Below are 15,699 nucleotides of genomic sequence, written 5' to 3' on the forward strand. Positions count from 1 at the left end.
TGATGATACAACAAAAACACTTATATCTCTTTATAGCCTCTTTGATAAGCCTACTGGTATCATGCTCAGGAAAAATGGATAAAGCTGAATATGCAAAATGGGTGAAGGACTATGACCATGGTTTACACGCACATATAGCCAAAGGTGCTTATATTTTTGATCTGCAATATTTACCTCCAGAATACAAGTGGCTTCAGGAAGGTCACGGCCAACCAATGGAGGCTTTACCGGAAGAAAGCCCAATTGAGTACTATATCCTCAAGGTTGGCTTTAAGGATCATTCGATTGATTTAATTAAAGGAGTCTCTGAAGATAAGAATGTTTGGGAGCAGCGAGCTTACTATTTTTCTTATCAGTTTCAAGATAATATCTCTTTAGAACAGGACGGCAAACACTACCCCTGTGTAATGTTTCATTTTGAAAAAGCCTTTGATTTAAGAGCAGAAAGAAATTTTGTGTTGGGTTTTGCAGCTACCCATGCAGAAAAATCTATCCTAGTGATTGATTCTCCTGCATTTGGAGAGGAAACCATAAAGATAACTATTAATAAAGAAGACATTCCAACCGTAGACCTATGATGCATATATTCAATCAGAAAAAGCGGACGATATCATTATTTCTTTCATTACTAATGTGTCTGCAGTTATTATATACACCCTATGCGCAAGCCTTAACTTCTGGTCCAACTCAGCCTGAAGTCCAATCATTTCAGCCAGCAGGAGCAACAGAGATGGTCGATTTATTCAGTGGAGATTTTAGTTATAATATTCCACTTTTCGAACTACCAGGCCCTAATGGAGGCTATCCATTTAATTTGAACTATCAAGCCGGTATAAGTATGGATCAAGAAGCCAGTTGGGTAGGGTTAGGTTTTAACTTGAATCCAGGGGCCATTACCCGACAGATGCGAGGCTTGCCAGATGAGTTTAAAGGAGATGAAGTGTATACAAAAATGGCCATTGAACCCAGTGTAACGGTAGGTTTGGGAGCAGGAGCGGGAGTGGAGCTTTTCGGCAGTGACAATTTTTCATTGAATGTCGGCTTTAGTGTATCTCATAATACTTACACCGGCATGGGATATAGCATAGATGGCACCTTGGGATATGCTCAGTCTGTTGGCTCATCTATGACCTCTGGAGCCGCTCTCAAAGTAAGTTTGGACCCCAAAGAAGGGATAGGAGTGTCGCCTGAGTTAAGTTTAGACTCAAAGTTAGGGAAGTCTGGATTATCTGCGGGATATCATTCCAGACAAGGTTTTCAGAATATATCTATGTCACAAACCTTCCAGGATATAAAAATTCACAAGGGCATGACCGCTGAAAATAAGTGGGGGGCGAGCTTATCATTAGCGCATCCTTCCTATACTCCGATGGTGAGTATGCCGATGAAAAACATAAATATAACCGCTAAATTTCAGGCAGGAGGCTCTTGGTGGGGTGTGTTTGGAGCGCCTTACATTACGGGTTTTTATAATGAGCAATGGCTGAAGGATAATGGAAAAAGAGTAAAATCCAATGCCTATGGATATATGCATTATCAGCATTCGCAGAGTGATGATGATTTGTTGGACTTCAACCGTGAGAAAGATGGTATGGTTTCAAAGGAAACCCCCAATTTAGCGATACCCTCTTTAACCTATGATATCTATTCAGTAAATGGTCAGGGCCTATCGTCGATGTATCGACCTATGAGGAATGACTATGGCAGAATTCATGATCCTAAAACAGAATCCGTCTCTGTAGGAGGAGGTGTAGGTATTGACTTGGCACCTGCGGCTTCACACGGAGGAGCTAACCTAGATGTAAACCATTCTAAATCTACATCAGGTTTATGGAGTGAGAATAATAATATGCTATCCAAGGCGACCTTCCAAGAGAAAACTCTTAATCAGATTTACGAGCCATGGTATTTTAAAGGTCATGGAGAACCTACTGTTGATGATCTATCAACTTTAGAGGCGATTGGAGGTGAAAAAGCGGTAAGGTTAGAGTTGACAGGAAGTAGGATGAACCCTACTTTAAACGACACCTTTGAAAATAAAAACTGGAAGCAATCAGCTCCGTCCAATTCAAGTGCCAATAGAGAGAGGAAACCCAGAAGCCAGGTTGTTCATCCTATTACCAATGATGAATTATTGAATGGGGCTCAGGAAATGAACTCATTATTCAACATTACTTATATCAATAGGAGTGGAGTAGAAAGTAAGTTTATAAGGACCTCCCTGCCAGGGCATCATATAGCAGGTTATACCGCTTTAAATGCTCAGGGACTTCGTTATAATTATGCTTTACCAGCTTATAACCTCTATCAGGAAGATGCTAGTTTTAGTGTGAGAAAACAATCAGGACAAGTAGCGAGAGTCAATGTAGGAAATAATGGAGGCAATGATCCATCCTATCAGCATAATGGTACTCGTAAACAATTAAAAAAGACAGAGTTGCCCCCTTATGCTCATTCTTATTTGCTCACCTCTATTGTGGCCCCTGATTATGTTGATGTGACAGGTAATGGTGTGAGTACAGATGATTTGGGCTACTGGGTGAAATTCACCTATCAGAGGACTTCAGATTCGGGTAGTCCTTATCAATGGAGAGATCCGTATTCTATGGCTCATTTTCAAGAAGGTTGGATTACGGACCCTCGTGATGATATGGGGTCTTACTCCTATGGAAAAAAGGAAGTGTGGTATTTGTCTAAGGCAGAAACAAAGTCTCATATAGCCACTTTCGAAATATCAACTCGCAATGATGGTCGAGGAGTAGCTGCTAAGTTGCAGGATAGCAATAACAAAGGAGCCAGTCTCTATGCCCTCAATGGAATTAATCTATACACACGGTCTGCAGGCGCTTCATATCCAATAAAAAAGGTGAGGTTTCAATATGATTATTCCCTATGCCCAGGGGTTTATAACAATGCATCGGGGGGTAAGCTTACGCTTAAGAAAATGTGGTTTGAGTATGGGAACAGTACTCGGGGAAGTATGAGCCCATATGAGTTTACCTATAGCTCAACCAATCCATCATATGACTTTTATGCTTATGATCGATGGGGTAATTATAAACCTTATCCGTCGGGTAACATGAGGCATAATCGAGATTTTCCTTATGTAGATCAAGATCCTGATCATAAAGAAGAGCTCGACAACTATATGTCAGCCTGGAGTCTTACTGAAATTAAACAGCCTTCAGGAAGTAGGGTAATTATCGATTATGAAGCCGATGATTATGCGTATGTGCAAAATCGTACTGCTATGCAGATGACCGCTTTAGTGGATCCGTATTCATCTTCTAACGGGAGCCTTCAGAATAAATTTCTGCTCAGTAAGAATAATATGAAGATCCGCTTTAAGCTAGAAAGACCATTGCCTTCTTTCTTTCCTAGTAGCGATCATCGTAACGAAGTATTGAAATACCTAGATAGAGAAACAGAGCAGCTTTATTTTAAAAATTTTATTAACCTTCGTACGCCTTCTGAGAATTTTCATGAGTATATATCGGGCTATGCTAATATTGATTTTTCTCAAAATATGGGCCTTGAAAAAAACAGCTCAGGAGATTATGCATATGGTTACTTTTACGTTAAGTCTGAAGAGGGGTATCATCCATTTTCCTTAAGAGCTTTTCAGCATTTGCGAACCAACCAACCCGAGCTTACCAATTCAGGTAGAAAACTAGAACAAACTAATAGCACCTCTAAAAGAGTAAGTCAGATAAAAAGTCTATCGGGATTAGGCGCTCAAATACGGCAAATGTTCGAAGGTTTCTATAATTACTGTTATAAAAAAGAGTGGGGGCGAGAAGTTGTAGCCGATCGTTCATGGATCCGGCTAAAGACTCCTGATAAGATAAAATATGGAGGAGGGGTAAGAGTAAAGCAATTGACCATTACAGATGAATGGGCTGAGGATGAAGAAGGCTTATATGGGCAGGTTTATGAATATACTTCGGAAGAGAATGGAGAAACTATCAGTAGTGGAGTGGCAGCATATGAACCCATCATTGGCGGCGAGGAGATACCCTTGCGTTACGCAAAGAAATATGTGCAGACTGTTCCTTTGAGATCAGATAATAATCTTTATTTCGAGTATCCTATTAACGAGACTTATTATCCTGGCCCACGGGTAGGCTATAGTAAAGTGACGGTTACCAGTCTGGCATCAGCCTATTTGGCAGGGAAGGAAGTGAAGCATATAACCTTATCAGATGGAGATCCTCTTTTTCCTTCAGGTAATAACGTTACTTATGGCACTTCAGGCATGAAAGTGAGTGAATTTTACACAGCTAAAGATTTTCCTGTTATAACGGATGAGACAGATAAAGTCAATAAGCCATATAAGCTATCTGTTACAGTGCCATTTCTAGGCAATATAGGTATTTCAAGCCTGGCTAGCTCTCAGGGGTATAGTATTATTACTAATGATATGCATGGCAAGCCCAAGCAGGTCAGTAATTACCGGCAAGATAAGACAGGAGCCATCGAGCCAGAGCCTATATCCTGGGTTAAATATAATTATCGAGCTACCCCTAAAATCTATCAACAGAAGAAAATACAGTCTTTAGACAATGTATTTGTTGATAATGGAGATGGAACGATCAGCCTGGCTACCTCAACTGAAAAGAACAACGCTAATATCCCCAAAATGACTTTAGGTCAGGAGATGGAATTGTTTGCTGATATGCGACATTTTGAAGACAATGCCTGGACGGGAGGGGTGAGGCTGAACCTTGATATGGTCTATATTCCCTTGTTATTTGTAATAGTACCTATACCGGTGCCTACGGGCTGGCCAAGAGTAGGTAAAAATGAAACTAACCTAAAAACAGCGGCTACCAACAAAGTAATCTTCAAGTCTGGAATCTTAGAAAGTGTGGAGGCTTATAATGGAGGATCTTTAGTAAAAACTACAAACCTAAAATGGGATAAACTTTCAGGGGAGGTTCTACTGAGCACGGTTAATAATAATTTTGATGATCCTGTGTATACCTTTTCTATACCAGCTTACACTAAATATTCTGGTATGGGTGGCGCTTACCAAAATGTAGGCTTTGGCTTTACCATAGGTAACGTTCAGGCCAATCCTTATAAAAGTGATCTGTTTACATTTTCTACACCATCAAATGTAGAACTCAGCTTACATCCTGGTGATGAAATATTGCTTTATGATCATAACGGTGAACTTGAAAATCCTATTGGCAAAGGAATTTATATAGGTAGTGAGGGCGGTGAAATGATCCTTTACTCCAATAATTCATTAGCAGCTACAGAGTATAAATGTATGATTATCAGGGCAGGGTACCGTAACCAGCTCATGGCGAAGGTCAGTAGCATTACCGCACTAGATGATCCTTCTCAAAACCAGATGACCACTACCTACAGCAAGACTATTTCAATTCCAAAAGATTATTAATGATGAAAAGGTCTAACCCTATTAAAATATTACGGATTTTGTTGCTTTTACTACCTTTTGGAGTTAAGGCTCAAAATCAACCGGCACCGGGCACTTCTGACTATAGAAAAATGCAGGAGGCAGCTAAAAATCCGGTAGTTCAGTCTGCTATACAGAAGAATTATCCTACTCTTCAAAAGGAGGCTACTGAATCTCCTGATAAAACTGATCAGACGTCTAGATTTGCTCAATCTAACGTAGGACAGTCATTCTCATGTTCGGTGGAGAATCCTTTATTAGATCCTTCATTCAGTTATTTGCCTGCAAATGATGATAGTTCCACCTCCGTGATCAACATACCGTTTAATTTCAATTTTTTTGGCACAAATTATAATAAGGTATATATAAATAATAATGGGAATATAACATTTGATGAATTAGACTCAACTTACAGTTCTACCGGATTTCCCTCTCCACGAGATATGATAGCACCATTTTGGGCAGACGTGGATACCCGAAATAACACTGGTTATGTGGCGTATAAGGTTGAAGCAACCAGGCTTACCGTAATATGGTATAATGTGGGTTATTTCAGAATGAAATCTGATAAGCGCAATACTTTCAAGCTGGTAATAAGTGATGGGGCAGACCCTTATATAGGTGCTGGCAATAATGTTGCCTTTTATTACGGAGATATGCAGTGGACTACCGGAGATGCATCTAGTAGTGATAATGGTTTTTACGGTATACCGGCAACGGTAGGACTCAATAATGGACAAGGAAGTGGCTCTTGTTATTACTCTCAACTGGGAAGGTTTGGAAAGCCAGGTAGCGAATATATTAGCTCTACTGATATCAGCGGGGTGAGTTATTTGGATTATAAGTGTTTTACTTTTGATGCCTCTACTCTGGAGGATGTTGAAGCAGATTTTGACTGGCAAAACTTAATTTGCGCCGTTGATTTCACGAAATATATAAGTAATCCACAAAATTGTAATGTGATCCACCAGTGGGATTTTGGTGATGGTACAACCTCTCAAGAAGAAGCCCCTCTGCATAGCTATGCCTCAGCTGGTACATACACAGTGAAACTTAATGTGTACTATCAGTGTGCTGCCTGTCAGGGTAATTTCACTACGGTAACTAAACAGATCACCCTAGATCCTGATGAAGATTTATTCAAGGATACCGTCATTCAGGTGCCCACGGAGTTGAAAAGTAGAGTTATCTCCACCACTACAGCCACTTTTTCTGATACTTGGCCATTGCAATATGAAGCCAGTGGACTTAATGATAAGTCTGGCTATGCCAATGGCAGTGAAGGCGTTTGGCGTAAGGAGGCAGATTATGTATATAAAGTAGATAGAGATCAAACCAATCCTCCTTCCTTAAGAGATGGGGGAACATTTGAAATGGACCAGTTTAGCTGGGAATATGCAGCCATCGATGCTGTGCCCGATTGGATTAAGCTTAATACCATGACAGCCTATAGCCCTTATAGCTATGAAATAGAAAATGAGAATGTACTTGGCATTCACAATGCTGCCCTCTATGACTATGGAGGACATTTGCCGAGTGCTAATGGTGTAAATATGAGATATAGGGAGATGGCTTATACAGGTTTTGAATATTTAACAGGACAAGCATCAGGTAATTGGGTATTTGGTAACCAACCTTTACCTAGGTATAAATGGTATAGTACTGATTATTGTTACAAACATATAGTGGTGGTAAAAGCGAGCTTGGAGGAAATACAAGGCTATGATGAGGTAGATGTTTTTGGTCGAAGCTATTTCTGGTCAGGCTTCCCTTTTTATTTCTACTACAGGCATATACGTGATAATGAGATTATTTGCCGAAGAGAGCATCCCTTGCACCCAGAGTGGTCTATACTTATTTTGAAAAGGGCACTCTTTGAAGGCTCCTGGAAAGGACATGTTATGTTTAGAAATGACCTACAACCTATTGTGCAGGCAGATATTGACAATAATATGAGCCATAGTGGCTCTAAAAGTTTGAAAATTTCTGGAGATGAGACTTTTGAGCAGAAGCTGTTGGTTTTAGATTCAGCTAAAGAATATCAGTTGAGTGCGTGGGTTTCAATCAACGATCTACATAGGACCATTCCTGTTTTGGGGCAAAATATAGGCATTAAAGTGTCGGTTAAAGATAAAGATGACCTTGAGGTTACTTCCTTCATGTTAGAACCAGAAGGCAATATTATAGAAGGATGGCAAAGAATAAATGGATCTTTTACCTGCCCTATCACTAACTCTACTATAGAGCTTACTTTTAAGTCTGGTAGTGCTTCTATTGCTTGGTTTGATGATTTAAGACTATTTCCTTCAGAGGGAAATATGACGTCATATGTCTATAACCTAAATGATTATCGCTTACAAGCTACACTTGATGAAGAGAACTATGCCTCCTTTTTTTACTATGATACTGAAGGGAACCTTTATCTCACTAAAAAGGAGACTGAGGAAGGAATCAAAACTATCACAGAGAATGTAAGCTATTTGGTAGAACGCTAATAAATCAGATATGAAGCTTAATATAAAAACAACTTATGTCATCATTTTCACTAGTCTTTTAATTGCCATTGAAGCCACAGGACAGGACTTAAAGACTTCATTGGTGCAAATGAGGAAGGTCTATCAGCAGATGAGTGACTTGCATATAATGATGGAGGTTCAAGCTTTTCCATCCAGAGAGTCAAAAGAAGATGTTTATAATCTTCAAGTAGATATTAAAAAGAAAGGCGATAATTATCTCTATCACTATGGAGGTAATGCTATGCTGATGAATGATCGGTATCTCATTATGATAGATGTAGCAGCCAAGGAGATGGTTTGTAGTCGTAGAACAGATCATGCTGAAGATATGATGAAAGGTGCATTTCAGTTTAATCTAGACAGTATACTATCTTTTTATGATGAACCTGAATTTATAAGTAAGGATGGTAAAATAGAGCATTTTAAGATAAATCAAAATAAAGGTCCTGTCAGTGAGTTGTACCTGTCTATTGATTCTGGAACTAAACTATTAACAGAGATGGCCTACCAATACAGGCAAGGAGCTTATGTCAGAATCGATTTTAAACTTTTTGATGGACAAGCAAAACTAAGTCAAGCGTTGTTTAATGAACTTAATTACATCAGCCTGAACAATGGGGAGATGACCCCTTCTGATCCATATAAGAGTTACCATCTAGTTGAGAATACATCAAATTAAAATATAATTAACCAGGGCGGGATACAAGAGGGGAGTGTTAAAACTAATCAACCAAAGCCATGAGAAACTTCATTTCAAGAGCCTGTAAACTATTAAGGTATTCTCATATGCTGCTTATCGCAGGTTTTGCCTTCTTGCTAAGTAGTCAAGAAGTTAATGCCAAGAAAGGAGAGGCATGGGACACGGATACTACAGGTGTAGTTACTATGCCAAAGGAAATGCGCCTTAGCAGAACAGGTCGTTTACCTACTGCAGATTACGAACGGAGTTATCTACTTTCTGATCTTCAGGAAGATAATGCATATCAGATTTTCGAGGCTCCTCCCTGCCTTGAAGGTGAATACTATTTGACTTTTCAGTTGGAGTACGATCTTGGGGATTTAAATACTGAAATTGATTGGAGTACTGATATGAAAATAGTACTTCTCGATCAGCCTGATACCTCTTGGGTGCAATCGGCTAGATTAAGTACGGTCTCTCAGCACTTTGTAAGTACGGTATTTCATGATAGCGTGCTTGCTTGCAACTCTAATATACAGTTTACTATAACCGATAGGCAGGATACCGGGGTAGTAGCTGTTAATAATGTCTATTTAAATATATTGATGTTTAGGAAAGATGAGAATGTTTTCGATCCGGCTGTTAAACCTGCTCTAAACTATCAAATTTCCAGTAACAATATTTTTACTAGTTGGAGTTATCCTGCCTATGCTGGAGCTGATGAGTTTGAGTTACAGTGGGTATTTATAGGAGATTATGAGAATTTCACAGGGAGTTCATCAGCAGATGCATTTGCTTATAAGGAGCCAGTCAGCGTTTCCTCATCAGGTTATAGCTATCAGCATTTAGTTTATTATCCTGATGGCAGGCTATGGTTTAGGGTTCGAGCGATAGGATACAACCCTGATTATCCATCGTTTAAAATACTAGGGCAGTGGTCTTATGGAAGCGGCAGTGCATTATCTATCGATAATCATGAATCCGGAAAAACCTGGCAGCAACAGACTTTTTTTGCTGAAGAAGGAAAATATAAGAAGGTGATGCAATATTATGACGCTACCTTCCGGAGTAGGCAGACTTTAACCAATCAGAGCTCATTAGGTATAACCATGTTAGAAGAGACCTACTATGATTATGAGGGAAGGGAATCAGCCAAAGTAATGCCTGGGCCTGTGCTTACTAACTCATTAGATTATACTTCAGGGCTTAATGTATTTTCTCCTGGAAACACAGAGGTAGATAATCGTACCGGGGCTAATAGGAAAAAATTTCACTACGATAATGGTAGTTTAGAAAATAGTATTCTTTCGGATCTAGATGGAGCTTCAAGGTATTATTCACCTGCTAACGGGTTAGCACTCATACACCGTAACTACTTACCTGATGCAGAAGGGTTTGTTTATAGTCAAACTGAATATACCAATGATGGCACCGGTAAAGTAAATCGACAAGGAGGAGTAGGAGAAACTTTTAGAGTTGATGGTGATCATGCTGTTCGGTATTATTATGGTCAGGCGGCACCTGCTGAGTTGATTAGATTATTTGGAAGCAATGTAGGAAATGCCACGCATTATCGAAAAAACTTGATAGTTGATGCTAATGGACAAGTGTCCGTTAATTATGAAACACAAGAAGGGCAAACAATAGCCTCTGCTCTGGCTGGGGACCCTCCCTCAAATGTAGAGGCTCTTGAAAGCTATAATAATTTAGATCCTGACCCTGTTACTATTGATCTCTCACGAAAGAATAAATTCTATGGAAATAAATCAGAAATTGCTCATAAAATCCTCAATGTTAGTCCTAATACTAATTATACCTTTAGTTACAGCCTATCAGCTTTAGGGGCCGAATTGGGAGATTTAGGATGTCAGTCATGCAGCTATGATCTTAACATCTCCATTACGGACACAGAGGGGCATCCTATGGATCTTTCATCAGCTGCAGGCAATGAATCTTTAACAGGAGAGTCTTATGAGAGGAAAAATATTTCGGCCAGTAGTTGTACTAATGCAACTGTGGTTGATGATATAGATTTTTCACTACTCTTTACAGAAATTGGAGACTATACGGTTACCAAGACTTTAACTACCCGTGAACTGAGTTATGAGGAGATGCGCAATGCGGTGATAACAAATGATTCTATTACTACAGCCTTACAAACCATAATAGAGAGTTATACTATTGATTCAGCCGCCTGTGAAATTTGCACAGATTGTCCTGAAGTTGAAGATGCTATCAATGAAGCGATAGAGGAAGTGTCTCAGCAAGATTGTGACAATATATATCAGCAAATTATACAGTACTATGACGATAAGTATGGAGATGCATCGGATGCGCCCTACATTGTACCGGAGGATAGTATTATAGCGCATCCTCTCTATTGTAAATATGAGCTTTGCATCAAAAATAAACTTAGTAGCATATTTGAAAAACAGGTAGCCCGTTATGCTGATTGGACCGCCGCTTCTTCTGCCAATTATACTAATTTGGTGGACCTTGATCCGTTTTTTAATAACACCGACCTAAGTGGTGACGGATTTAAATCAGCCATTCAAAATAAATTGAACAACATTGATATTGGCACCATACCCTATGATTCCACAGGAAACGGGGTTGCTGATGATTCAACGACCTATGTAGGTACCATAGATCAGGTTAGTGATCCTAACAATACTAATTACTATGTGGATGAAAGAGGAAACCCAGATCCCTCTAATGGATATCATATTCTCTATTTTGATTTGATGGATAGGAGAGACGAATTAGATGATGAAACCTATCAACAACTCATTAATCAACAGAGATGGTCTCTTTATAAAAGTTTTTATTTTGAAGCTAAACGCAAGACAAAATTAGAAATACCTGAGTTCCAAAACTGTTTGGCAGCCAAAGAGGAGCTGGAGCAAATAGAAGAAATACCAGAAACGCCAGAAGGTTTGGAGCAGTGGGGTGAGGAAAATGGAATTGGAGCGCCAGTGAGTGCTGCTGAATTGGAAATGAATATAAGCAATATTGCTTTTAATTGTGGTACTCAGTTAAGCCAATCCGATAGTACTGCCATAGCAGGATATTTAGAATCTTATTTTAACGGACACTCTAATAACTTCTTCAGGTTCATTATTAAGTCAGATTTACAGTCTAGTCCTGAGTTATCAGCTATTCAATCTATACTAAGTAATTATAACTGTTCACTAGACAGTGTTGCTCAAGATGATCCTATTATATGCGACAGTGATCCTGAAAATTGGATTGTTAATCCTGGGTTGCTTCAGAATGGTAATGTTAATTGTCCTACTTCAGATATAGTAGCCTCTTGCTATAATGGATGGTCAGTGGCTACAGGTACGCCTAATACCAGTGTAGGAGGCGGATCCGGCAGGGCTTTTTTGTGGGCTTATCCGGGAGATGTAACATCAGAGGCATTGAGAGGTACTTTTGTAGAACCCTTAGAGCCAGGGGAGAAGTATGAACTGTGTTTACAATATGCGGTGTATACAGATAATGGTAATTTTGATTCTCCAATAGTGGATAATGTTTATATGCAGTTATCCAGGAGTACTCGTTTTTTGAATGCTCAGGGAATATTAGCTCCTGTAAACACGAGTAATCAAAGCGTATTTGCTCAAGTGGCAGATTCAACCTCTATCAAATCATATAATAAGTCCAGGTTAGCTGATGTTACTGCCTTAGCCAATTGTTTTCTTCCCCAACCGCAATACATTGATCCGGTAATTATTGATGGCTCCACTAGCCCTAACGACTATGTATGGCTCAAGAACAATGCTAATTCCCCTGTCTATAAAGATACCTGCATAATATTCACTCCTACGCAAGCCAGCACTTATTTTTATTTGTCCATCATGTCTTGTACGGCTGACACTTACCAGGCGATCAACATAAAGGATTTAAAAGTTAGAAAAATTAGTCCTCAGCCTAATGGTGTTTGGTTTGAAGGAGAGTACGTATGCTTAAAATATGATACTACGAGCTCATTAGGGGCATTTTCATATACAGTAGATTGGGATAGAGAAGTTGCCTTATGTCAGGAGCGCGCTGCGGAAGAACGAGATAGGCTCGTGACTTATGCCATACAAGATTATTTAGATGAAGTGACCAGTAGTGTATATAATGATTATACAGCTTCATGTTTAGATAAAATAGAGGAAACCTTAGATTATACTTTTGAACAAAAAGAATATCACTACACACTTTATTATTATGATCAGTCGAATCAATTAGTACAAACAGTACCTCCTAAAGGAGTGCACCCACTTACACCAGCGCAAGTAGATGCCTATCTGGCAGGGAATACAATAGAGCCCAATCATTCCCTAAGAACATTTTATCATGTAAATTCTATTAACCAGGCCATAGAGCAAGAAATGCCTGATGCCGGAGTAAGTAAGTTCTGGTATAACCTTCAAGGCCAGTTAAGGCTATCTCAAAATGCTCAGCAAGCAGTTGAAGATCAATATAGTTACTCCAAGTATGATGATCAGGGTAGAATTATTGAAGTAGGTGAAATTGAGACTACGGAGGATATAGCCGATCTCACTGCTAAATTGGATAGTAGCTCAATTTTTCCAGAGGCACTAGATTATGAGCTTTCAGACGTAACAAAAACATTTTATGATGATCTAAGTCCAAAGATACAATCTGATCTACAGCAAAAACACTTGAGAAGTAGGGTGTCATGGACTGAAAAGATTGATCCTCTATCTTCTGATACGGTGGCTACCTACTATAGCTATGATAGTCATGGAAATGTGAACTCACTGATACAGGACTTGCCGGGGCTGGCGATAAAACGCACAGATTATGTCTATGATCTGATCAGCAGTAAAGTTAATTATCTGATATATCAGTTTGGCGAAGAGGATGAGTTTATCCATCGCTATAATTATGATGCTGATAATCGTATCACCGAAGTATACACCTCTGGCGACGGATTTATTTGGGATAGGGATGCCTATTATTTTTATTACTTACATGGCCCTGTTGCCAGGCTTAGCTTAGGTCAGTATAATGTTCAAGGTCTAGATTATTATTATACGCTGCAGGGCTGGTTAAAGGGGGTAAATATGCCCTATGAAGCAGATCTTGCCAGAGATGGATTAAATGGCTCAAGGATCGGTAAGGACGCATTTGCTTATGAGTTAGGCTACTATCAGGGAGACTATAAACCGATCAATCCAGCAGTGGCTATATCCGGTGAAAGAGATCAGGTATGGCAGAGATACAATACGCATACATCCTCAGACGGGTTATATAACGGAAACATTGCCTGGATGACCACCGATCTGCCGCAAATAGGTCTGGAAAATAATGACCGTACTAAAGGTATGCAAGCTATGATGTACCAGTACGATCAGCTTCATAGAATTAAAGCAGCATCTTCACTTAGTAATTATGTAGATGGTAGTGGCTTTTCGGCCAGATCAGGCAGCTCTCCTTATGATGTGTCTTATAGTTATGATGCTAATGGAAACTTCAATCAACTTATAAGAAGAGATGAACAAGCTGCGGTAAGCGACAACTTTCAATATAGTTATTATGATCAAACCAATAGATTAAAAAACGTTGATGGAAGTAGCAATCAAAACTATGAATATGACAACATAGGTAATCTTACCAATGATCAATCCGAAGGTTTAGAAATAACCTGGAATGCCTACGGCAAGGTACAGCAAGTAACTAAATCAGATGGTACGGTACTTACTTTTTCTTATGATGCTGGGGGTAATCGCATCAGTAAAACGATAGATAAAGATGGACATTCAATAAAAATAATTTATTCACTAGGTGCTGGAGGTAATGTAATGGCAATTTATCGAAATGACACTATAATAGAACAACCGATTTATGGAGTGGGGCGCTTGGGAATGAAATTTATGCGTTCAAAAAATGGGCAAAGGCTTCTTGGACAAAAATCATATGAATTAAGTAACCATCTAAAAAATGTACTTGTAGTAACGTCCGACAATATTCATCTTCTTAGGGATAGTAGTTGGACCGTTATGCGACAAGCTAGCGATTATTATCCATTTGGCTTATCTATGGATGGAAGGTCCTTCAATAGAAATATGAATTATCGATATGGTTTTAATGGAAAGGACCACGATTTTGAAATTTCTGCCTATAACTTTGGTTCAAGAATTCATAATCCACGAATTGCTCGGTTTCTTTCCATAGACCCTAAGTGGGCTCTCTCATTAGATGTGACCCCTTATGCATTTGCAGGTAATAGCCCTATCCTTTTTATAGATAAAAATGGAGACCATCCAATTATTGCTTGGTTGATTAGGAATTTTTCTATTGGTGTAGTGACTGACGTCATGATTCAAGCTTCTATCAACTGGTTGCTTAGTGAAGATGGGGATGTAGGGCAAGCATTTAAGGATGTAGATTACTTGGATGCTGCCTGGAATGGGGTGACCAACACTATAAAGTTGGGGAAGAAGGCCAAAATTGCTCTTAACGGTGGATATGCGGTAGCAAAGGGCTATTGGAAAAATGGTGCAGATTATACTTACTCTGATGCTTTGATAGACTTCTTGGTTGGAGGTGGAGCCTCTGCTATTGGTGATAAGTTAACATCATTTATAGGCAATAAGGGGAGTACTTATGTTTACAAGATATTAAAATCTAAAGGTTTAAAAGCAGGTCACATAAGACAAATTCTTCAAGCAGCTGGTTTTGGGAAAAATGTATGGAATTGGGAATCTTCGGGAATGATATCTACTGGAGCAGCTCGTGAGATGAGAGGTAATCTCATTGAAGATTGGCTGAGCTTCAGTGTTTACACTGCAAAAAAAGGCTTTAGACAAACTACTTATGCTAATAAATTGGTAGATTTCGTAAGCGACAATTTAAGTGTCAGTGTTAAATCAGTAAGATCAATGACTAGTTCATGGAAAAGTTCAATGAAGAAACATATTCAAAATCTATCTACAGTTAATGGAAATGTTACTTTAGATATTAGGTATAATATAAAAGGCGCGGATCAATCAATAATAAATGAGCTTAAAGAGTTTGGGGAAAATGCCGGAGTTGAAGTGATTCTGAAGCCCTTTAAATAA

General features: G+C 39.1%; 5 protein-coding genes. All 5 read left to right on the plus strand.

The annotated features are described in order from the left end of the window. Window positions 1-2: 2 nt before the first annotated feature. The 5 genes from JL102_RS03175 to JL102_RS03195 are packed head-to-tail and all read left to right on the plus strand — an operon-like array spanning window position 3 to window position 15,699. Complete coding sequence (locus tag JL102_RS03175) at window positions 3-578, plus strand: hypothetical protein (protein WP_202242306.1); 576 nt, start codon at window positions 3-5, stop codon at window positions 576-578. After that, the gene (locus JL102_RS03180; protein ID WP_202242308.1) at window positions 575-5,407 is read left to right on the plus strand and encodes a hypothetical protein; all 4,833 of its coding nucleotides are present in this window, start codon (window positions 575-577) and stop codon (window positions 5,405-5,407) included. The genes JL102_RS03175 and JL102_RS03180 overlap by 4 nt, the downstream gene beginning before the upstream one ends. After that, complete coding sequence (locus JL102_RS03185) at window positions 5,407-7,920, plus strand: nidogen-like domain-containing protein (protein ID WP_202242310.1); 2,514 nt, start codon at window positions 5,407-5,409, stop codon at window positions 7,918-7,920. Before JL102_RS03180 ends, JL102_RS03185 begins: the two co-directional genes overlap by 1 nt. 10 nt (window positions 7,921-7,930) lie before the next feature. Continuing rightward, entirely contained in the window at window positions 7,931-8,620 is a 690-nt protein-coding gene (locus JL102_RS03190; protein ID WP_202242312.1) for a hypothetical protein, read from the plus strand. Window positions 8,621-8,679: 59 nt separating this feature from the next. After that, the gene (locus JL102_RS03195; RefSeq protein WP_202242314.1) at window positions 8,680-15,699 is read left to right on the plus strand and encodes an RHS repeat domain-containing protein; all 7,020 of its coding nucleotides are present in this window, start codon (window positions 8,680-8,682) and stop codon (window positions 15,697-15,699) included.

The organism is Fulvivirga sediminis (genome assembly GCF_016757215.1).
Taxonomy (GTDB): Bacteria; Bacteroidota; Bacteroidia; order Cytophagales; family Cyclobacteriaceae; genus Fulvivirga; species Fulvivirga sediminis.